The 21,984-nt window shown below is 49.2% G+C and carries 20 protein-coding genes; 7 read left to right on the plus strand and 13 right to left on the minus strand.

Features of this window, described 5'->3' with window-relative positions; genetic code table 11:
* Nucleotide 1: 1 nt before the first annotated feature.
* From DW657_RS07705 to DW657_RS07735, 7 genes are all read right to left on the minus strand, one after another.
* Nucleotides 2-907, minus strand: a complete 906-nt coding sequence (locus DW657_RS07705; RefSeq protein ID WP_118312045.1) for a decaprenyl-phosphate phosphoribosyltransferase — start codon at nucleotides 905-907, stop codon at nucleotides 2-4.
* 36 nt (nucleotides 908-943) lie between these two features.
* The gene (locus DW657_RS07710) at nucleotides 944-1,948 is read right to left on the minus strand and encodes an acyltransferase (protein ID WP_118312046.1); all 1,005 of its coding nucleotides are present in this window, start codon (nucleotides 1,946-1,948) and stop codon (nucleotides 944-946) included.
* A 9-nt stretch (nucleotides 1,949-1,957) separates the two neighbouring features.
* Nucleotides 1,958-3,103 (minus strand): acyltransferase, encoded by a 1,146-nt coding sequence (locus DW657_RS07715; RefSeq protein ID WP_118312047.1) that lies wholly within the window; start codon nucleotides 3,101-3,103, stop codon nucleotides 1,958-1,960.
* A complete protein-coding gene (locus DW657_RS07720) occupies nucleotides 3,100-5,043 on the minus strand; it encodes a phosphoethanolamine transferase (RefSeq protein ID WP_118312048.1) in 1,944 nt (647 codons plus the stop codon). Before DW657_RS07720 ends, DW657_RS07715 begins: the two co-directional genes overlap by 4 nt.
* A 61-nt stretch (nucleotides 5,044-5,104) precedes the next feature.
* Nucleotides 5,105-5,692, minus strand: a complete 588-nt coding sequence (nadD, locus tag DW657_RS07725) for a nicotinate (nicotinamide) nucleotide adenylyltransferase (protein ID WP_118312049.1) — start codon at nucleotides 5,690-5,692, stop codon at nucleotides 5,105-5,107.
* 57 nt (nucleotides 5,693-5,749) lie between these two features.
* On the minus strand, nucleotides 5,750-6,325 hold the full coding sequence (gene gmk / locus DW657_RS07730) for a guanylate kinase (RefSeq protein ID WP_118312050.1): 576 nt from the start codon (nucleotides 6,323-6,325) through the stop codon (nucleotides 5,750-5,752).
* Nucleotides 6,326-6,339: 14 nt separating this feature from the next.
* A complete protein-coding gene (locus tag DW657_RS07735) occupies nucleotides 6,340-7,218 on the minus strand; it encodes a YicC/YloC family endoribonuclease (RefSeq protein WP_089544396.1) in 879 nt (292 codons plus the stop codon).
* A 91-nt stretch (nucleotides 7,219-7,309) separates the two neighbouring features.
* On the opposite strand from DW657_RS07735, the gene tsaB reads away from it, so the two are divergent.
* The 6 genes from tsaB to rseP all read left to right on the plus strand — a co-directional run bounded on the left by tsaB (nucleotide 7,310) and on the right by rseP (nucleotide 13,336).
* Nucleotides 7,310-8,002 carry a tRNA (adenosine(37)-N6)-threonylcarbamoyltransferase complex dimerization subunit type 1 TsaB gene (gene tsaB / locus DW657_RS07740; RefSeq protein ID WP_089544395.1) on the plus strand — a complete coding sequence of 231 codons (693 nt, stop codon included), beginning with the start codon at nucleotides 7,310-7,312 and terminating at the stop codon, nucleotides 8,000-8,002.
* 80 nt (nucleotides 8,003-8,082) lie between these two features.
* A complete protein-coding gene (locus tag DW657_RS07745) occupies nucleotides 8,083-8,688 on the plus strand; it encodes a DUF4290 domain-containing protein (protein WP_089544394.1) in 606 nt (201 codons plus the stop codon).
* A gap of 48 nt (nucleotides 8,689-8,736) precedes the next feature.
* On the plus strand, nucleotides 8,737-10,047 hold the full coding sequence (gene murA / locus DW657_RS07750) for a UDP-N-acetylglucosamine 1-carboxyvinyltransferase (RefSeq protein ID WP_118312051.1): 1,311 nt from the start codon (nucleotides 8,737-8,739) through the stop codon (nucleotides 10,045-10,047).
* Nucleotides 10,048-10,132: 85 nt separating this feature from the next.
* Nucleotides 10,133-10,654 (plus strand): ribosome maturation factor RimM, encoded by a 522-nt coding sequence (rimM, locus tag DW657_RS07755; RefSeq protein ID WP_118312052.1) that lies wholly within the window; start codon nucleotides 10,133-10,135, stop codon nucleotides 10,652-10,654.
* A gap of 46 nt (nucleotides 10,655-10,700) precedes the next feature.
* Nucleotides 10,701-11,864, plus strand: coding sequence for a 1-deoxy-D-xylulose-5-phosphate reductoisomerase (locus DW657_RS07760; protein ID WP_118312053.1), 1,164 nt, complete (start codon nucleotides 10,701-10,703; stop codon nucleotides 11,862-11,864).
* Between the two features lie 89 nt (nucleotides 11,865-11,953).
* Nucleotides 11,954-13,336, plus strand: a complete 1,383-nt coding sequence (gene rseP / locus DW657_RS07765; protein ID WP_118312054.1) for an RIP metalloprotease RseP — start codon at nucleotides 11,954-11,956, stop codon at nucleotides 13,334-13,336.
* Nucleotides 13,337-13,433: 97 nt separating this feature from the next.
* Here rseP and DW657_RS07770 read toward each other — a convergent pair whose 3' ends face one another.
* The 5 genes from DW657_RS07770 to DW657_RS07790 form a co-directional block, all read right to left on the minus strand.
* Complete coding sequence (locus DW657_RS07770; RefSeq protein ID WP_117662238.1) at nucleotides 13,434-14,381, minus strand: M23 family metallopeptidase; 948 nt, start codon at nucleotides 14,379-14,381, stop codon at nucleotides 13,434-13,436.
* 270 nt (nucleotides 14,382-14,651) lie between these two features.
* Nucleotides 14,652-15,005, minus strand: coding sequence for a hypothetical protein (locus DW657_RS07775; RefSeq protein WP_118312055.1), 354 nt, complete (start codon nucleotides 15,003-15,005; stop codon nucleotides 14,652-14,654).
* A 181-nt stretch (nucleotides 15,006-15,186) separates the two neighbouring features.
* On the minus strand, nucleotides 15,187-17,283 hold the full coding sequence (recG, locus tag DW657_RS07780) for an ATP-dependent DNA helicase RecG (RefSeq protein ID WP_118312056.1): 2,097 nt from the start codon (nucleotides 17,281-17,283) through the stop codon (nucleotides 15,187-15,189).
* Between the two features lie 87 nt (nucleotides 17,284-17,370).
* Nucleotides 17,371-18,042, minus strand: a complete 672-nt coding sequence (locus DW657_RS07785; RefSeq protein ID WP_117662232.1) for a 2-C-methyl-D-erythritol 4-phosphate cytidylyltransferase — start codon at nucleotides 18,040-18,042, stop codon at nucleotides 17,371-17,373.
* Nucleotides 18,043-18,062: 20 nt separating this feature from the next.
* Complete coding sequence (locus tag DW657_RS07790) at nucleotides 18,063-18,635, minus strand: DJ-1 family glyoxalase III (RefSeq protein ID WP_118312057.1); 573 nt, start codon at nucleotides 18,633-18,635, stop codon at nucleotides 18,063-18,065.
* 87 nt (nucleotides 18,636-18,722) lie between these two features.
* On the opposite strand from DW657_RS07790, the gene DW657_RS07795 reads away from it, so the two are divergent.
* Nucleotides 18,723-19,613, plus strand: coding sequence for an NAD kinase (locus DW657_RS07795; RefSeq protein ID WP_118312058.1), 891 nt, complete (start codon nucleotides 18,723-18,725; stop codon nucleotides 19,611-19,613).
* A 325-nt stretch (nucleotides 19,614-19,938) separates the two neighbouring features.
* On the opposite strand, the gene DW657_RS07800 is transcribed toward DW657_RS07795, so the two are convergent.
* Nucleotides 19,939-21,984: alpha-amylase family glycosyl hydrolase (locus DW657_RS07800; protein ID WP_369973469.1), on the minus strand; the 2,046-nt coding region annotated here is incomplete at its 5' end.

A 21,984-nucleotide genomic window follows, 5' to 3' on the forward strand; every position in this document is an offset into this window, starting at 1 on the left:
CTTATACGATATAGATAAGGATGAGGAAGGAGAGCAGCCAGGCAAGAACGATAAACTGCGTGATTCTGTCGCGCAGGATAATTTTCGTAGGGTCGCCGCTCTGCTGGTCAACCACTGCAATCTGGATGTATCTCAGCAAACCTACCAATACAAATACGCTGGTAAGATAGAGGTATTCGGTATGGAAATTCTCTATTACTTCAGGGCTCACCGTGTACATGATGTAGCAAACCAGGGTAACTGATGCCGTAATGGTGATAGCCTGATTGATGAAGGTGAGGTTGTATCGGCTCGTATTCTTGCGTGGCGCCTCGCCCGTCTTTTCCATTCGCAGCACGTCATCGCGGCGCTTGGCAAAACTCATGAAGAGGGTGATGAGGAAGGTCATCAGCACAATCCATTTACTGAGCATGATGTGCGTAGCGACGCCACCTGCCAGCAAGCGGAGCACAAATCCGAATGCCACGATGCACACATCGATGATGGCATACTGCTTGAGCTTGGCGCAATAGCAGAGGTTCATGACCCAATAGAAGGCGATGATTCCCATCGTCTCCCACGAATCGAGCAGGCAGCATACCCCCATTGAGAGGATGAGCATCAGAAACATCAAAGCGTAAGCCTGCCTGATGCTTACGGCTCCTGATGCGATAGGGCGGTGACACTTCACCGAATGGCGGCGGTCTGCCTCCACATCATGGATATCGTTGAAGCAATAGATGCTCGATGCGGCAAAGCTGTAGGCAAAGAAAGCAATCAGACCCGCCAGCAGGGCATCTGTATGAAACAGGGCACCGCCAAAGAAGAGCGGTACGAAGATAAACATATTCTTGATCCACTGCTTCGGGCGGATCAGGCGCATCAAGGCAGCGAAGCCTTTGCTGTCTTTTATTTCATTCTCGTTCATAAAAACTTCTTTTTATTTAATCTTAGATGATTCTTTTTATTTAATAATCTTAGATAGTTCCCTTGAGATCCATTCTGCAATCTTGCTCAAAATCCAGGAGAGTGGCAGGGTGATGGCTATGCAGAGGATGAAGGTTGGCCAGTATCCCAAGTGATGAGGTTCGATATAATGGAGCACGAAGTGGATGTGGATGAGATAGCATTCCAGACTCAATGCTCCTACCAGCATGAAGCTGCGGTTAAACCATCCTGGAGTACGGCGGAAGATGCGGTTCAGGAGCAGGATGCTCGTGATGGTGAGCGGGATGTAGAGCATGCGCTCCAGGAAGAGCGGAAACATACCGTGTTTCTCCTGTTCCAGGAAGATGCTTGCGAGCAGCGTCATCAGGAACATCAGCCATATCATCCAGATGCTGGCACCATCAAGCGTCTGCTTCTGGCGCACCATCTCGCCCATATTGATGCCGATGAAGAAGATGGGTACTCGGCTCCAGAAGATTTCCAGATGACCTACTGCCTGATGAATCGGGGTGACGTATTGTACCAGGATGCACCACATGATCATCACCACCGGCAGCCATTTGTAGATGGGATGGCGCTTGATGAGTTCCATATAGACTGGGGCGAAGAGATAGAGCATCATGGTGGCTGGGATGTACCAGAAGGTAAGCTCGTCGTATCGCCAGAAATTCCAGTTGATGGTAATCTCGCCTATCAGGTTGATCCACGCCTCGAGGTCTCCTCCCCGGAATCGGGGAATGTAGTAGAGACAGGCGATGATGAGCCACGCCGGGTAGATGCGCAGGTAACGGCGGATGAAGAAATGCTTGGCAGAAGGATTCTTCATCCAGGAAAACCACAGGCCGATGCCGCTGAGAAACAGAAACATATCTACTCCTACATTGCCCATGCGGCGCAATCCGAAGAAAGCGTTCTCTCTAGGCAGTGCTACATGAAAGAGAATGATGAAGAGCATGGCGGCTCCCATCAACTCACCGCGATATCTACTGATATTCGCCAGTTCTATGTCTTTTATCTTCATGATTTTCTTTTAATATTTCGGGTTTGGAATCTTCTTCATCAGTTGGGTGAAGAGCCAAGCCAGGCAGATGCTCGATATGATGTAGAGGAGCAGGCCGGCATAGATGTCTCCATGACGGCTGATAGGGATGAATATCTTGCGGGTGATGGGATGGGTGACGAAGAGGGCGGCTGAGATGACGCCCATCCATTCCAAAACCTTGTAGATGCCCGACAGCCAACTTACCTCCTGCAACAGATCGGCTACAAGCACACTGAGCAGACAGATGAAGAATGGTACGAAGGTCCATCCTATCATGTTGAGACTCAGACTGTAGATCAGCGAGAGGCAGAATACGCAGCCGAAGATATTGGTAACAGGCGAATGGAAGGTCATCAGAATCTTCTCGCCATAGCGGGCGTACAGAATGCCCAGACCGAATGGCAGCATACCGCCCATGAAATTATAGCGGTAGCGGTTCATCGCCTCGCTCTCGGGATTGTCAAAGCCCAGCAGCAGCTGGATGCCGATGCAGAGAAGCATCAATCCTACCGTCCATCCCCAGTGGCGGCGATAGAGCAGCAGTCGATATACGATGTAAAGCTGCAGCATCAGACCGAAAAACCAGTAAGGTCCTGGCCAGATGATGTTGTCGGGGTTGGGCAATACATTGTTAAACATACCCAGCATCGATACGATGCCCAGCACCTCGTAATGGCGTGGACCCGGAGTGATGTAGTCTATCATCGTGAAAGCGATGAAACCCACGATCATCATCTTGAAGAGCTTCAGATAGTGATAGCGGATGAAGCGCAGAGGCTCGCGCCAGCTGATGCTCCAGGATTGCTTCCTGCCCGAAATGTTGTACATCTGAGCCTGCTGGTCGGCAGAAAGATGAGGCTTGGCTTCATACTTCATCACCAGTCCGTATGCACTCAGGAAGAGGAATACGGGCACTCCGTAATGACCGAAGAACGACAGCAGATGGACAGGCAGGTTGATGTCGGGATTCGCCATCACCTGCAGCAGCCAGTCGGCGTTGTGCTGGAAGAACTGATATTCATTCTCCTTGACAATCGGACCTAGCCAATGGCAATAGTTATGTAGGAAGATGCCGATGATGGCAAGTCCTCTCAATGCATTGCATGCACTTCTGGAAAGTATGTTCTGATTCATTTCCTGGCTCCTTTCTTTGTTTGTTTCTTACCTTGTTTCTTATCTTTTTTCTTGTCTTGCTTCTTTTCTTCCTGCTTAGCCTGCGTCTTGAGATATTCATCCCTCAGCTTGTCGTAGTCGGCAGAGTTCTTCAGGATGCGGGGGCGCATCTCGTTGTATTTCGGACTCAGGATATTGTTCTCCTCCTTGTAGGTCGGAGTCTCTATGCCGGCAAGATACAGCAGCAGGTGCGGCAGGGCATCCGTCATCATCCGCTTGTCCTTGGCGGCACGTATCTGCCGGTAGATGGCGCGGTGTTTCTGGATGTATTTCTTTGAGCAGTAGATCCAGAAAGGAATCTCAAACTCATAGTGTGCCAGCTTCCAGTCGATGTTGGCGGAGTGGTTGCGGCAGATGAAACCACGGTTTTCCTCGTAGCACTCCTCGCCATGGTCGGGCACATAGATGATGACGGCATCTTCCTTCTGGAATCGCTTCACGATCTCTGCCACGATGGAGTCGTTGTAGAGGGTGGCGTTGTCGTAATGACTCAATACCTTGCGCTGGGCATCGGTCAGCTCAGGACGCTTGTCTTCGTAGCTGCTTGCCCAGAACTTAGCCTGATTCTGGCGATAGCGCAGCTTGTAGTTCACGTGCTGACCCATCAGATGGAAAATGGTGAGATTATGGTCGGTCTTGTATTGTTTCAGGCTGTCATCATAATCTTTCAGCAATCCATCGTCCAGTGCGTGCAGCTGGGTGTTTCTGTGGTCGAACTGCAGCTTGCTCAGTTCCGGATTGTTCAGGAAGAAGCCGCCGCTGAAGTCATATACCGCCTCCTTTGCCTGAGGCAGGAATTCGTTGGTGATGAAGGTTACGTTGTAGCCTGCCTTGCGGAATACCTCCGGGAAGAGCGGATAGTCGCACCATTCTCCCTTGTCGCCTACCACATAGGTAGAGAGCATGTGCTTGAATACGAAGCTGGTGAGGTTCCAGCAGGTCACGACATCTGTGAACTTGGTGAGTTTCTTTGATTTCTCCAGCGCCGATTGGTTTGGGGTGGTTTTCATGAAGTAGCCATATTGCTGTGAATGATGGCGACCGTAGCTTTCGCCGATGATCAGCACGATGTTTGGCGAGCGGAAGCTGCAGCTATCTACCTTCACCTCGTGGGCAGCATGAATCAGTTGGGTAATCTGATGCGCTGCCAGCTGGTTGGCATAGATGCTGAATTGGAGTCGGTAGATAGGCAGATAGAGCACGGCGTGATCTTTCTCTGTAAGGGTGTGCTCCACCTCTCCGATGGTTCTTCCCGACATCAGCTTATGGTAAGCCTCCTTGTTGTGCCAGGAGGTGCAGATGGAAGTGATGAGGATAGCCAGGCAGAGGATACCGAAGGTGGCTGGCATGGCTGCCGTCATTCGCGGAATAGCCATCAGTCGCTTCTTGAGCGATGCCAATTCGAGTACGGTAACGAGGAAGACGTAGATCTTGATGAGCCGTTTCCGGAAGATGACGATGAGTATCTGCAGGAGCGCCAGGAGCAGAATCCAGCCTACGCTGCTGAAGAGCACTTCGACAGAGATGAGGGCAGAGAGGAAGCTGCTTGCCTCGGAACTGTTGGTTTCTCCCACCAGCATCAGCATAGAAGGATTGAGTGTGGAACCGAAATTCACGAAGCAGTAGGTATCAGCGGCAGCCGTGACATATAATATAATGTATAATATGGCACGCAGTCCCCTGCGCACCTTCTTCGGGAAGACGGCGAGGATGGCGCTCACGATGTAGAGGTCCAGGAACAGCTCCAGGAACATGTTCTCGTAGAGCGTTCCGTTCTTCGGAATCGTGATGAGTGAACTAACCATGCCCAGGATGTACATGGACACAAAGAAGTTGGCATTGCGCCTGATTGGGGCTGATGCCAGACTAAGACAGTTCTTGATGATTTCTTTCCAACTCATAGCTTTCTATTGATGATGTTTGCTATTTTTAGAGAATTGATGTTTTGGCACTCTTTTAGACTCAGAGCGCCTGATAGTTTTTGATGGCGAGGTTCTCGATGCATTCGGGAATCATACCTTCGATGCTTTTTCCGGTCTTGATGCATTCGCGTATCTCCGTGCTGCTGATGTTGAGCAGCGGGGTTTCTACGATGGTCACGCCGGCAGGCACTTCGCCTATGCAGGAGCCTTGGCGGGGATAGACTACGATAGGGTAGTGGGCAAGGATATCGTCGTGATGGTACCACTTGTCGAATGCTGCCCAGTTGTCGCCTCCTATTAATAATGTAAACTCACATTCTGGGTAATCCTTGCTGATGGCCTGCAGGGTGTGCCAGGTATAGGAAGGCTTGGGCAGGCGGAACTCATAGTCGCATGCCTTCAGCTGGGGTTCATTCTCCAGAGCCTTTTCTACCATCTCCAGGCGCAGGTGGTCATCGAGCAGGTCGGTAGCAGCTTTCTTGAATGGGTTCATGGGGGAGACCATGAACCACACTTCATCCAGCCCCGCCTTCTCGCAGAGGCTTTTCGCCAATGCGATGTGGCCGGTATGGATGGGGTTGAAGCTGCCTCCAAAGATTCCTACCTTCTTACTTTGAACTTTCAACATAGAACTTTGAACTTTATGATTAGCAAAGCAGGCTGCTTTGGCCTTTCTTTGATATTGCTATTCTGCGCTCAAAAAGTCTTTTACTAGCTGATAAACCTCTTGCTGAGCTTTTCCCAGATCATCGTTTACGACTACGTGGTCGAACTGAGGAGCGAAGGTCAACTCGTAGCTAGCCTTGGCAAGGCGCTGTTCGATTACCTCAGGGGCATCTGTGTTGCGGCCTACCAGACGGCGGCGCAGTTCCTCTACCGAAGGAGGTTGCACGAAGATGCTCAGGGCACGTTCGCCATAGAACTTCTTGATATTGACGCCACCCTTTACATCTACGTCGAAAATCACAGACTCGCCCTTGGCAAGCTGGTTTTCTACCTGCGACTTCAAGGTGCCGTAGAATCTATCCTGGTAAACTTCCTCATACTCCAGGAACTCATCTGCTTCAATCTTGGACTTGAATTCCTCTGGAGACAGGAAGAAATACTCTACTCCATTCTGCTCTGTGCCGCGAGGGGCACGAGAGGTACAACTGATAGAGAAAGCCAACTTCAACTCAGGGTGCTCTTTCATCAACCAGTTGACGATGGTACTCTTGCCGCTGCCCGATGGGGCGCTGAAAATCAATAATCCGTTCTTCATTTTTCCTTTTTTCTTTAGAGTGCATTCAGCACCTGTTCCTTAATCTGTTCCAACTCATCCTTCATCTTCACCACGATGTTCTGCATTTCAGCCTGATTGCTCTTTGAACCGGTGGTGTTGATTTCGCGTCCCATTTCCTGTGCGATGAAACCGAGTTTCTTTCCTACGCCATGACCTTCCTCGTTCATGGTCTCACGGAAATACTTCAGGTGGTTGGCAAGACGCTGCTTCTCTTCGCTGATGTCGAGCTTCTCGATGTAGTAGATGAGCTCCTGCTCCAGACGGTTCTTGTCATAATCCACATTCGGAATCTGCTGCAGACCGTTTACGATGTTCTGGCGGATCTTCTCCACGCGTGCCTTCTCGTATGGTTCAATGCTGGCAAGGAGAGCCTGGATATTATCCACTTTCTCGGTGAATTTCTTCTGCAGGGCAGCTCCTTCCTGCTTGCGGAAGTCGCTCAGATGGCCGATAGCCTCGCAAATTGCATTTTTTGCCACTGCCCACTCCTCGTCGGTTAATTCTTCCACATCAGTTTTGGTTGTTACATCAGGAAGACGCAACAAGGTGCTGTACCAATCGGTAGGCTCAGGAATACCTGTTTCAGCAGATATTTTCTTGATCTGCTGATAATAATTCTGAACAAGCGCACTGTTGATGGGGGTAGCATCTGTAGCTGCATCCTTCTCAATCCAGATGGAGAAGTCAATCTTGCCTCTTTCCAGGCTTTTAGCTATATACTGACGAATCTCCATCTCCTTCTCTCTGTAGAGAGGGGCGATACGTGTAGAGAGGTCAAGATTCTTGCTGTTTAATGACTTTATCTCTACATTAATCTTCTTTGTTTTGTAGGCCGCGGTAGCTTTTCCGAAGCCTGTCATTGACTGTATCATATAATCTTTCACGTTAAATTTCTGCAAAAGTACAAAAAAAAGCGAGAAAATGCGTATATTTGCAACTTATTTAAGAATATATTTTTTAATTATGTCGTGTATTTTGAATATTGAGACGAGTACGGACGTGTGCTCAGTGGCAATTAGTGATAGTGGACAGGTGATTTTCAACCAGGAAGATCACACGGGTCCTAACCATGCAGTTAAGTTGGGTGTGTTTGTTGATGAGGCTCTTGATTTCCTCGATTCCCATGGTCTTCCATTAGAGGCTGTGGCTGTAAGTTGTGGTCCTGGCTCCTATACCGGATTGCGTATCGGTGTGAGTATGGCTAAGGGCATCTGCTATGGTCGTGGGGTGAAGCTCATCGCAGTACCAACCCTCGAATTGATGGCTGTGCCAGTATTGCTTGGCGAACATCCTGAACAGGAAGATGCCCTCATCGTACCTATGCTCGACGCACGCCGCATGGAGGTATATGCCGAAGTGCTCGACCGCTCCCTGAAGGTGGTTCGCCCTATCCAGGCTGATATCGTGGATGCCGAAACCTACAAGGAATATCTGGACGGGCATCATGTATATTTCTTCGGAAACGGTGCAGCCAAGTGTATGGAGACCATCAACCATCCTCATGCGCATCTCGTGGAGGGCATCGAGCCGCTTGCCAAGAATATGGCACCGCTTGCCGAGAAGAGATTCGTAGAGGGCAAGTTTGAGGATGTGGCTTACTTCGTACCATTCTATCTCAAGGATTTCGTGGCAAAGATGCCTAAGAAGCTTATCTAGGAGAGATGGATGGCGGGAGCATCCGCAGATTTGAATAGTGGGGTTATCCTCTGAATAATAAAAGAAACAAGCAAGAAAATATGAATAAAATAGGATTAGACTATAATACAACGCGAGAAAAGCTCGTGCTGCCTGAATACGGACGTGAGATTCAGCAGATGGTGGATTACTGTGTAGAGTTGGAAGACCGCAAGGAGCGCCAGCGCTGTGCCGAGTCTATCATCAAGATCATGGATCGTATGTTTCCGGAAAACAGAGGCTTGGAAAACCATGAGCAGAAACTCTGGGATCATCTCGCCATCATGAGCAATTTCCAACTCGACATCGATTATCCTTTCGATGTAAGCAATGCTGCAAAGATAGCCAAGAAACCCGAAACCGTGGAATATCCTAACCTGCGTATTCCTGTGCGCCATTATGGTGCCATGCTTTTCGAAATCTTCGAGAAGCTGAAGCACATGGAGCCGGGCAAGGAAAGAGATGAACTGGTGAAGCTGACTGCCAACCAGATGCATCGCAACCTGATGCAGTGGAGCCATGGTTCCTGCGATGAGCAGAAGGTGGCTGCCGATCTGGCGAGATTTACCGATGGCAAGATCAAGCTCGATCTCAAGCATTTCGTCTTCGAGAAAGTAAAGGAGACCCCAGCTCGCAGCAATAACAATAATAATAAGAAGAAAAAGTAATCACTTTTTGTAATTTAGATAATCAGATTATAATAATTAGACAAGCTTATGGAGTCTTTCATCATAGAGGGCGGTCATCCGCTCCAAGGTACCATCACCCCGCAGGGAGCCAAGAATGAGGCGCTGCAGGTGATTTGTACCACCATTCTTACCGATGAACCCGTGCGCATTACCAATGTGCCGGACATCCTGGATGTGAACAACCTGATCAAGTTGCTCCAGGAAATCGGTGTGAAGGTAACCCGAAACAGCCGTCATGATTATACCTTCCAGAGTGATGAGCTGAAACTGGATTATCTCGACAGTCTGGAGTTCGTGAAGAAGTGTTCTTCGCTGCGTGGCAGTGTACTGATGTTCGGACCCTTGCTCGGCAGATTCGGCAAGGCTACCATCGCCAAGCCGGGTGGCGATAAGATCGGCCGCCGCCGTCTTGATACCCACTTCCTGGGATTCAAGTACCTGGGTGCCAATTTTGTGCATGATGAGGAGCGCAATGTATATCAGATACAGGCCAAGAAGCTGAAGGGATGCTATATGCTGCTCGATGAGGCTTCGGTTACCGGTACTGCCAACATCATCATGGCGGCGGTTCTTGCCAAGGGAACCACCACCATCTATAATGCAGCCTGTGAACCATACATCCAGCAGCTCTGTCACCTGCTCAATTCTATGGGTGCCCAGATCAGTGGCATTGCCAGCAATCTGCTCACCATCGTGGGTGTGGAGAAGCTGCATGGCGCCGAACATCGCATCCTGCCTGATATGATCGAGGTGGGTTCCTTCATCGGTATGGCTGCCATGTGTGGAGCCGGCATCCGCATCAAGGATGTGTCGGTGAAGGACCTGGGTATCATTCCTGATGCCTTCCGCCGACTCGGTGTGAAGGTGAAGGTAGAGGGCGATGACCTCTTCATTCCGGAACAGAAGCACTATGTGATCGACTCGTTCATTGATGGCACCATCATGACCCTGGCAGATGCACCATGGCCAGGACTTACGCCAGACCTCCTGTCGGTGCTCCTCGTGGTGGCAACCCAGGCTCGCGGAAGTGTGCTTTTCCATCAGAAGATGTTCGAGAGCCGTCTCTTCTTCGTGGATAAACTGATAGATATGGGTGCGCAGATCATCCTCTGCGATCCTCACCGTGCAGTGGTGGTAGGCCATGATCACAAGCTGAAGCTGCGTGCGGGCAGAATGACGAGTCCGGATATCCGTGCCGGTATTGCCCTGCTGATTGCTGCGATGAGCGCCAACGGCACCAGCCGTATTGCCAATATCGCCCAGATAGACCGTGGCTACGAGGATATCGAGCAGCGCCTGAACCAGTTGGGTGCCAAGATTACCCGTGTCAGCGATTAAATAAGTAAAGAACGAAGAGTGAAGAATTCATTTGCTTTACTAATCATAAAGTTCAAAGTTCAAAATTCAAAGTTCAAAGTAAAATATGATAAGACGTGACGAAGTATATAAGATAGGTAAGTTGGGCAAGCCTCATGGAGTGAAGGGCGAGATAACCTTTGCCATCACCGATGATGTATTCGACCGTGTGGATGCAGAATATCTTGTTCTTGATATCGATGGCATCCTGGTGCCTTTCTATCTGGAGGAGTATCGCTTCAAGAACGATGAGAATGTGCTCGTGAAGTTCGAGGATATCGATACGCAGGAGCAGGCGCGCAACTATACCGGATGTGAGGTCTTTTTCCCTCGCCACCTCTCGGATAGCGATGGAGAGAACATGACCTGGGCAGAAATCATCGGCTTCCAGCTGGTGGATGCCGTAACCGGAAAGGTGGTGGGAACCCTGGATCGTATAGATGATTCCACGCTCAATCTCCTTTTCGAGGTAACAACCCCCGAAGGTGATGACCTGCTGATTCCTGCCAGCAACGACCTGATAGAAGAGGTGAGTGCTGAAAGAAAGGAAATCAGAATGGCAATCCCAGAGGGGCTGCTCGATTTGTAAGTTAAGTGAAGAGTGAAGAAGTTCAAATTTCAAAGTTCTAAATAAAATGAAACAACAGATATGTATTCTCGGTTCTACGGGAAGTATTGGCACACAGGCGCTGGATGTCATCGAGCAGCACAGCGATCTTTACGAGGTATATTGCCTTACCGCCAATAACAGGGTAAAGGAGCTTGCCGAGCAGGCGCATAAGTTCCATCCTGCTGCTGTAGTGGTTGCCAATGAGGCGCATTACGACGAGTTGAAGAATCTGCTCAGCGATGAACCTGATATCAAGGTCTATGCCGGTGCCCAGGCGCTCTGCGATATCGTGCAGGCAGAGCCTATCGATATGGTGCTTGCATCCATGGTAGGTTTTTCCGGTCTGGAGCCAACCATCCATGCCATCAAGGCTCGCAAGAAGATCTGTCTTGCCAACAAGGAGACCCTGGTGGTGGCAGGTGAGCTGATCTGCAATCTTGCCCAGGAATATCACGTGCCTATCCTTCCTGTGGATAGCGAGCACAGCGCCATCTTCCAGAGTCTGGTGGGCGAGGGTGATAATGAGGTAGAGAAACTCCTCCTTACCTGCTCTGGTGGTCCTTTCCGCAACTTTACCCACGAGCAGCTGGAGAAGGTTACCGCTGCCGATGCGCTGAAGCATCCTACCTGGGATATGGGCGCCAAGATTACCATCGATTCTGCGTCGCTGATGAACAAGGGCTTCGAGGTGACAGAGGCTAAGTGGCTCTTCGGCGTTCCTGCCGAGAAGATTGAGGTGCTGATTCATCCACAGAGCATCGTTCACAGTGCCGTACAGTTTGCTGATGGTGCCGTGAAGGCTCAGTTGGGTGTGCCAGATATGCGTCTGCCTATCCAGTATGCCTTCTCCTTCCCACAGCGCCTGCATCTCAATGGCGACCGTCTCGACCTCTTCAAGGCTCAAGACTTGCAGTTCTTTGAGCCTGATTACAAGAAGTTCAAGTGTCTGCAGCTTGCCTTTGATGCCATCAAGAAGGGTGGCAATATGTCGTGCATCGTGAATGCTGCCAATGAGATAGTAAATGCCGGCTTCCGCAAGGGCGAATGTGGCTTCCTGCAGATGGCGGACATCATCGAGGAGACGATGGCAAAGGCTACTTTCGACAGCAATCCTGATCTCGATGTCTATCTGCAGACTGATGCAGAGGCGCGCCGTATTGCCACTGAGTTGATGAAAGTTAATGGTTAATAATTAATAGTTAATAGTTAAAAATGAACGTAGGATATAGGACTAATCATCAAGTTCAAAGTTCAAGGTTCACAGTTCAAAGTAAATAAATGGAAGTATTTTTGATCAAAGCGTTGCAGTTGATGCTATCGCTTTCCATCCTGGTGCTGCTCCATGAGGGCGGACACTTTTTCTTCTCCAAGCTCTTTGGCGTAAGAGTGGAGAAGTTTTATCTGTTCTTCGATCCATGGTTCCACCTCTTCGAGTTCAAGCCAAAGAACTCTGATACCACTTATGGTTTGGGATGGCTGCCATTGGGTGGATATTGCAAGATTTCGGGTATGATAGATGAGAGTTTCGATACCGAGCAGCTCAAGCAGCCTATGCAGCCATACGAGTTCCGAAGCAAACCTGCCTGGCAGCGAATGCTGATCATGATAGGTGGTGTGCTGGTCAACTTTTTGCTGGCGCTCTTTATCTATTCTATGATTCTTTTCCATTGGGGTGACGACTATGTGGCTACCAAGCACATGACCCAGGGAATGAAGTTCAATACAGAGGCCAAGGCTTTGGGCTTCCAGGATCACGATATCCTGGTTGGTACCGACAAGGGCGAGTTCAAGACCTATGATGGTGATATGTATCGCGATCTCTCTACAGCCACTCGTGTGGATATCATTCGTGGCGGCAAGCCGATGAGCTTGAATCTGCCTGGCGATCTCGATATGCTGAGCATGATCAAGGAGAGCCCTCGATTCGTTGAGGTGTATATCCCATTGCAGATAGACAGTGTGATGAAGGATTCGCCTGCCAGCAAACTGGGATTGGTGAAGGGTGATAAGGTCCTGACCGTGAACGGCAAGAAAGTGGAGTCTTTCAACGATTTCCAGTTGGAGATGGGCCGTGTGAACGATATGCTTACCGCTGCTACCTCTCATCAGGACAGCGTGAAGGCACTCACAGCCAATGTTGAGTATGTGAAGGCTTCTGGCGATACCCTGAAGAACAGCGTATTGCTTCAGGCAAGCGATGAGGGTGTGAAGTTCGGCTTCTACAATCATCCTGTGATGCTCGATTACAAGGTAACCCATATCAGTTATGGCTTTTTCCAGAGTTTCCCAGCTGGTGTGAAGTATGGCTGGAATGTGCTTTCGGGTTATGTAGGCGATATGAAATATGTATTCACCAAGGAGGGCGCCAAGAGTCTGGGCGGTTTCGGAGCCCTGGGTAGCCTCTTCCCTTCTATGTGGGATTGGCATGCCTTCTGGATGATGACAGCATTCCTGAGCATTATCTTGGCATTCATGAATATCCTGCCTATCCCGGCATTGGATGGCGGTCATGTATTCTTCCTCCTCTACGAGGTAATTACGGGTCGTAAGCCTGGCGATAAGTTCATGGAGCGTGCAGAGTACGTAGGATTCGGAATCCTCCTGCTGCTGCTTGTTGTAGCGAATCTGAACGATGTATTGCGATTCTTCGGCTTGATGTAATGGCCGCTGGAGAATATAATAGATACAGACAAAAAAAAGAGATAAGCATCACGAAGTGCTTATCTCTTTTTTGTTTGTATATTAACTTACTGGTAATTTAAGAGTAGCGGATAATCTGTCCTGGAGACAGCTTCTTATCCTTGCGATAGCCATTGAGACGGCAGATCTGCTCTACGCTAACGCCACGTTTTTCAGCAATGCTCATCAAAGTCTCGCCAGCCTTTACCTTGTGGTAAAGCTTCTCGCCAGATGCGCTTGTGGTATATCTGCCCACTTCGCCACCGTTTACCTGCTCTCGGGTATAGCCGCCGTTGCCAATCTTGCCACGGGCTGCATTTGCCTCAGCATACTCACTCTCGTAAGTATCACGGTTGAAATTGTAGAAGTCACCGGTAACGTCCTGGTTGCGGAAGTCGAAGAACAGGGCTGGGTTCAGGGCTACACCGCAGAGACGAGTCTCGAAGTGGAGGTGAGAACCTGTACTTCTACCGGTATTACCACCCAAGCCGATTACTTCTCCGGCTCTTACCTCCTGGTTCTCTGAAACGAGCTGCTCAGAGAGATGGCCATAGATGGTTTCCAAGCCATTGTTGTGACGGATTACGATGAACTTACCATAACCACCACGGTCGTATCTTACTATGCGAACTTTGCCTGAGAAGGCTGCGTGGATTGAGTCGCCAATATAAACCTTGATGTCCATACCTTTATGTTGGCGGCCAAAGCTAGCACGGTAACCGAAGTTACTTGTGACAACACGACTAGAAGTTGGCATACAGAAGTGACGGAGGTCGATACGGTAGCGCTCAGGCAATGTGGTTGCCTTGTGGGCATACTTGTTGGAGAAATCCTCATACAGTTCTGCAGAAGGGTTTTCTCGATCTTCCATCAGTCGATAATGCGATACTGCGAGAGTATCCAATGATTTCATTCGATGGTCAACTGGAGCTTGTCTGGCTAATAAGTCCTGACCGCAAACGGGTACAGTTGTTAACGCCAACAACGCCACGACCGAAATTTTCTTTATTTGCTTTCTAAAACTCATACTACTTTTAAATTCTATTTTCTTTTTTAGGTCCATTGTGTCAATAAGTGCAGAACGTAATATAGCAAAAAATCCTGCCAAAACCACTAAAGCAAGTGCCTTAAGATGTGATTTTGTTATATAGACGTTGCAAATATAACAAGAATATTCCAAAAAACCAAGGTTGTTAACGCTATCTGCTTGATATTTAACGCTGACTTTTTGTTTTTAACTTTTGTTAGCAACTTCTTTTTCGTATTCTTGACAAATAGGGCTTTACAGGGTATGTTTTCATTTCTTTTCTTCTTCGTGGAAAGATTCAGTATCAAATGGTTGCCGGTTTTGCAGTCTTCTGAGCAGCGCCACGGCGGGCGAATGACCCATGAAGATGTACTTCTTTACTTCGGGACTTGTGAAGCGCAGGCACTCGTTGTAGGCACGGAAGAGATCATCGAGATTGATGGTGAATTCCTTGCCCGATGCTTCGCGGATACCTATAATCATCTTGGCGGTAACGTGGAGCTTGATGTAACGGATGCCCGTTACGCTTTCTATTTCCTTTAGGGATGTGAGATAGGATCTCATCTCCTCCATGGTGAGGTGGGGACGAGGCTCCCGGATGGCTGGTTTGCGTCTTTTATCCATTTACTTTGACTTTGAACTTTGATATTTGAACTTTGAACTTTATGATTACTTTGAACTTTGATATTTGAACTTTGAACTTTATGATTACTTTGAACTTTGATATTTGAACTTTGAACTTTATGATTACTTTGAACTTTGATATTTGAACTTTGAACTTTATGATTACTCTTAACTATAAACTCTAGCTGATGGCTGCCCAATTGATATGGGTTTTCTTGAGCTCCCGGAGGCGGTTCCAGAGGAGAGAGTTCTGAGGATGCTCGCATTGCGGATCGGCATCGATGATGGCCTGGGCCTCGGTACGGGCTAGCTGCACCAGCTGGCCGTCTCGGGCTATATTCGCTATTTTCAGGTCGAAGGCCATTCCGCTCTGCTGGGTGCCCTCCAGGTCGCCCGGACCACGGAGCTTCAGGTCGGCTTCGGCTATGCGGAATCCATCGTTGGTATCACACATGATGTTTATTCGCTTGCGGGTTTCTTCTGAAAGCTTGTAGCCGGTTACCAGGATGCAGTAACTCTGGTCGCAGCCACGTCCCACTCGTCCTCTGAGCTGATGCAGCTGCGAGAGTCCGAAGCGCTGGGCATCCAGGATTACCATCACCGAGGCGTTCGGCACATTCACGCCTACCTCTATCACGGTGGTGGCAACGAGGATCTGGGTCTCTCCCTTCACAAACTGCTCCATCTCTGCCTCTTTTTCGGCAGATTTCATCCTGCCGTGAATCTTGCTCAGGCGGAACTCCGGAAAAGCCTGCTTCAGCGTCTCATAACCTTCTTCCAGATTCTTCAGGTCTATCTTTTCGTTCTCCTTGATCAGCGGGAAGACGATATAGACCTGTCTGCCCAGATTTATCTGCCGGCGGATGCTCTGATAGAGACTGGTGAGCTGATTATCAAACTTATGCAGCGTCTGAATCGGTTTTCTGCCAGGCGGCAACTCGTCTATTACGCTCACGTCCAGATCGCCATAGATGGTCATCGCCAGCGTGCGGGGGATAGGGGTGGCGGTCATCACCAGCACATGGGGCGGATTCTCGCTCTTCGCCCAGAGCTTGGCTCTCTGCGCCACTCCAAACCGGTGCTGCTCGTCGATTACCGCTACGCCAAGGCGATGGAAAGCTACAGGGTCTTCTATCACGGCATGCGTGCCTATCAGTATCTGGATATCGCCGGTGGCAAGTCCGTCGAGTATCTCCTTCCGTTTCTTGCCCTTGACGATGCCGGTGAGGAGTTCCACCCGGATGTCCATGCCCTGCAGGAAATCGCGGATGGTCTGCAGATGCTGCTCTGCGAGGATTTCGGTAGGTGCCATCAGACAGGCTTGATAGCCGTTGTCCAGAGCGATGAGCATAGTCATCAGGGCTACGAGCGTCTTGCCCGAGCCTACGTCGCCCTGAAGGAGTCGGTTCATCTGTCTGCCGCTGCACATATCGGCCCTGATCTCGTGCATCACCCGTTTCTGGGCACCCGTGAGTTCGAACGGAAGATGATGGGCGTAGAAGCCGTTGAAGATGTCTCCGATGCGGTTGAAGATGTAGCCGCGGTATTTGCGTCGCTGGTCGCTTGCGTACCTTAATATATTAAGCTGCACGTAGAACAGCTCCTCGAACTTCAGTCTTACCTGCGCCTTCTGCATTTCCTGGTGGGAATGGGGATAGTGGATCATCCGGAGGGCGGCATCGCGGGATACGAGATGCAGGCGGTTGACGATGAAGTCGGGGAGCGTTTCGGGCAGTGGAGGGAGAATGCTGACCAGGTTGCGGGTTATCCTTTCGATGCTTCGTGAGGTATAACCGCGCTTCTTCATGTTTTCTGTCAACCCGTAGAAGGGCTGCATTCCCATCTCGGAAATCTGCAGCTTGCTTGCATCATCTATGTCGGGATGGGCAAACTGGAATCTGCCGTTATAGGCGGACGGCTTACCGAAGACGATGTATTCGGTTCCTACCTTGTAGCTCTTGATGATGTACTGGGCGCTGCGGAACCATACCAGATCTACCACGCCGTAGCCATCGGAGAAATGCGCCACAAGCATCTTGTTGCGCTTGCCGATATCGACTTCCTCGTAGCTCAGGATCTTTCCCTTAAGCTGTACGAAGGGCATATCTGAGGTTAACTCGCTGATATGAAAGATTTTTGAGCGATCTACGTATTTGTAGGGGTAGTATTCCAGCAGGTCACCATACGAGCGGATGCCGAGCTCCTTGCTCAGAATCTCTTTCGTCTTGGGGCCTACGCTAGGTAGGAATTGGATGTCTTGATCTAGAATACTGCTCATGTTTGTGCTGGTTTTGATATGGAGGACAGGCGATGGAATCGCCTGGAACGGGGGCTAGCTTGCTGATAGCGGGCTTGCGCTGGCGGGCTATTGATTCAGGAGGGCTTCGGCAATCTTGATGTCGAAGGGGGTGGTAATCTTGATGTTCTCACGATTGCCATCTACCATTGCCACCTGGCAGCCGAGGCTCTCTACTACCGATGCATCATCGGTGAACTGCTCCTTGTACTCCTGGTTGAATGCCTGCTTGGCTAGACCGATGTCGAAGGCCTGGGGAGTCTGAACCACACGGTAGTCGCTGCGGAGTACATTCTTTCCGCCTCCGTGCTGGTCGATGTAGCGCAGGGTATCGGTAACGGCATATACCGGGATGGCTGCATACTCCTCGCGTGCCGTTTCGTAGCATTCATCGATTACCTCTGTAGATACGAAAGGGCGCACGCCATCGTGGAAACCTACCACGCCGTCTTCGGTATCAGGAACCAGCGCCAGTCCGTTCTTGGATGACTGGAAGCGGGTATCGCCGCCATTGGCAATCTGATGCTTGATGCTGAAATGATGCTCCTGGCAGAGCTGGTGCCAGTATTCCTGCTGGCTTTCTGGGAGCACCAGGATGATGTTCAACTCTGGGCTGTACTCGTGGAAGCGCTCGATGGTGCGCATCAGGATAGGCTTGCCTGCTACTGGCAGAAACTGCTTGGGAATCTCGCTTCCCATGCGGAGGCCCTTGCCTCCGGCTACTATGATTACATAATCCATATTTCTTTCTTTTTGTCCTTTTACTTGCTTTCCATCAGGTGGGTGTACATCATACCCTTCTGCAATTCGCCAGTGATGCCATCGCCTGCGAAGTAGCTCAATATTTTGTAGGCGTATGGGAGGGTGGCAGCAGGACCTTCGCCTGTTATCACGTTGCCATCCTCCTGGAAGAGGGTAGCGGTATATTCGGTGCTGTCGCTGAAATACTGCTCGAATCCAGGATAGCAGGTTGCCTTCTTGCCATCCAGGATACCTGTGCTTGCCAGAACCATAGGGGCAGCGCAGATGGCACCGATTCGCTTGCCTGCCTTGTGCTGGGCGATGAGAGCCTGGCGTACACCCTCGTGCTCGTTGAGATGACTGCTGCCAGGCATTCCGCCAGGCAGGAGGAGCATATCGGCATCCTCGAAACTCTGGATGTCCTCAAACTTGAGGTCTGCCTTGATGGTGATGCCGTGGGAAGTCTCTACCCATTCTGTTCCGGTGACACTAACAGTCTTGATATCCACGCCACCTCTGCGCAGGATGTCAACAGGAGCCAATCCTTCGATTTCCTCGAAGCCGTTGGCAAGAAATTCATATACCTTAGCCATAATTTTATCTTTTTTATTGCGTAATTCAATAATTAATGCTATTTTTGCAACTGCAAATGTAAGAATAATAATTGAAATAACAAAATAATGGCACAACAACATTTGAAATTTGCTATATTTGGCAATGAATATCAGGCCAAGAAGAGTGCTTCCATCATGCGAATCCTCTCTTATCTGGAGAAAAGAGAGGCTGAAGTGTATATCGAAAGTCTCTTCTACGACTTTCTTACCAAGGTGGAGCACCTTGAAGTGCAGGCAGCAGGTGTATTCGAGGATTACAATTTTGATGTAGATTATGTTATTTCGATGGGTGGTGATGGTACCTTCCTCAAGGCGGCGAGCCGTGTGGGAGCCAAGGGAACGCCTATCCTCGGCGTGAATATGGGCCGATTGGGATTCCTTGCCGATGTGCTGCCTGGCGAGATAGAGTCGGCGCTTGACAGCCTCTATGCCGGCGAATGCAGGATAGAGGAACATGCCATCATCGAGGTGAAGGCAGAGGGCGGCATTCTGGCGGGCTATCCTTTTGCCCTGAATGACATCGCCGTGCTGAAACGTGATGATGCTTCGATGATATCCATCCGTACGCAGGTGGATGGCGAGTTTCTGGTTACCTATCAGGCGGATGGTCTTATCGTGACCACGCCTACGGGTTCTACGGCTTATAATCTCTCTAATGGCGGACCTATCATCATTCCGCAGAGTGGCAGTCTCTGTCTTACTCCTGTGGCACCTCATAGCTTGAACATCCGCCCTATTGTAATCAATGATACGGCAGAGATCGTGCTGGATGTGGAGAGCCGAAGCCATAATTATCTCGTGGCGATTGATGGTAGAAGCGAACGCATGACCGAGCAGACCCGCCTGATTATCCGCAAGGCGCCGCACTCTATCAAGATTGTGAAGCAGCGCAACCAGCGATATTTCTCTACGCTGAGAGAAAAGCTGATGTGGGGAGCAGATCAGAGGCAGAGATAGGATAAGGAAGAGGACTTATAAAAAGAAGAACGCCTGATGTAGCTTTTTTGATTTGCTACACCAGGCGTTTCTGCTTGATCTTTACCCTGAAAACCTAAATCTAGTTTTTAAATAATCCTAAACCTTGTTATCAACAATCTTAAACCTTATTCAAACTAAAACCTATCCCTTACAATCTTATACCTTATTCAAACTAAAACCTACTTCTATTCAATCAACAATCTTAAACCTTTTTTAAAATAAATCTAAACCTTTTTGAAACCTATATCTTATATTTTAGTAAATGATTTGAACGACTTTATTTGATAACGATTTTCTTGCCTTTTTATCTGATAACGATTTTCTTGCCTTGATGAATATAGATGCCAGTTTGCTGTGGCTTCTGATTCATTTTCATACCATCCAGTGTGTACCAGGCATTGTTGGTGCTTGTCTCCTTGTTGATGGTAGGAGCTGCGGTGATGCCTGTAGTAGGCATATCAGCCGTTACATCCTTGATCTTATAGTGACCTTCATTGTTCTTCTCATTCAGAACTTCCAGATAGGTATCCTTGTTGATATCCGTAAAATCTACGGTCTGTGGAGTTCCGGTACCTGTACTGAATACGAATGAAACCTTATAGTCTTTGCTCTTGATTTTGTAAGTCTGATAATACCATTTCTTGCCTTTGATCTCCTTGCACTGTGTAACTTTATCGCCAGGCCATTTCTTAGTGGTGGTCAGATTCTCATCTGGTTTATCGCACCAAGCCCAGAAGTTGAAGCCATCGTTCCATCCTACCTGGTCTGCGTTGGCATATACGGTGATATCGTATGGCTCGAAGTTAACTGGCTTTATAATCTGATAAGTGCGGGTAATCACGCTGCTTACAGCGCCATCTACCAGCAAACCTACCTTGAGCGTTGTCTCTCCGATAGAGAGTTCGATTTCCTCGCCGCTCTTTGCCTTCTTGCTGCTGGCTGTAGGTTCGGTGCCATCGGTGGTATAAACCAGCTGTGCATTATCCTTATTGCTTACAGCCACGAGCTTTGCCTTCTGTGCACCCTCGTATTCGCCTGATGCCAGATTTACCCAAGCCACGTTTGCCTTCTTGGACATGAAATAGCGATAGTGATAGCCGTTGAGAATTTCAGCGTATGCGTTAGACACTTCAAACTTGTTGGCGTTAGGACCCACGATGGCAAGGAGCGAAGTCTTTGTGCCAGTGGTCATAATACCATTATATCCCTCGCCCTTATAAGCATTGAAGGTAGTATTGCTGGTATTGGTGATGCCAGCCAGTTGACGGGCATTGATCATCGCCTTGATATCCTGCTTGCAGTCAATCCAGTGCTTGTAGAATACGCATGGGGTACCGCAAGATGCCAGGATGTATGCATTGGCTGCCAGGGTATCCTTGCGGATAGGGTCCTGCTGTTCGCTGGCTGAGCGATATTCTGTATCGTGATTCTCTACGAAGGTGATGGCATACTGTTTGTAAGCTGGGTCGTTGGCCAGACCATCTGTCTTTACGTTTGACCATTTGCCATTGATGGCATCGCGCACCACGTAGCGGATAGGGAAGTCGAAGGCAGCACTGGTAATCTCTTCGCTCACCTTGGTGCTCTCGAGCCAATTCTTCACCTTGCTGACATCACCATCCAAATATTCTCCTACAGAATAGGTAGGCTTGGCAGCAGTATTGTAGATACCTGTAAACTTTCCGCTGTATCCTTTCACCATATCATAGCGAAATCCGGCATAGCCGAAGTCGTTGAGGAGCATATCGAGATAAGCCTTTACGATGTTCTGCACATTCTCGCTGCTGTGGTCGAGGTCGCGCATTCCGCTCCAGTCTGTTCCGGTATCATTGTTGCTGCTGAGCTTTACGCCCTGCTTATCTGCCTCTTTCTTGGCCTTACCGCCATCATCGTTGGCGCAGATATCGGTAGATTTCATCTCGTAGGTTACTCCCTTGTAGGTTTCTACCGGGAAATCAAACCAGGTGGAAACGTTCTTGCGGTGATTGATCACCACGTCGGCGATGGTTCCGATACCATTATTCTTGAAGGTCTTGATGAGAGAGCGGAGTTCGCTTTCACTTCCGAAAGAACTTTCGTAGTTGGAAAACCAGTAGAGGTCGTCGTAACCCATTGATTTGTTGCCGCAGTAGGCGCTCTGTGGAATCCATACGAGGTTGAAGTACTGTCCCAGTTCCGGAGCCTGCGCTTCGAGTTTGGTCCATTTGGATTCGCTGTAGGAATTCCAGTAGAATCCCTGCAGCATCACGCCGCTATAGTTGGCAGGCCAACCCTGTGCGAACATATTGATGGTTGCCAGTAGGACAACGAGTGTTAAGTAGATTTTCTTCATTGTATATTGTTTTTTTTT

Origin of the sequence: Prevotella sp. AM23-5, assembly GCF_003473645.1 — a bacterium.
Lineage (GTDB): Bacteria > Bacteroidota > Bacteroidia > Bacteroidales > Bacteroidaceae > Prevotella > Prevotella copri_A.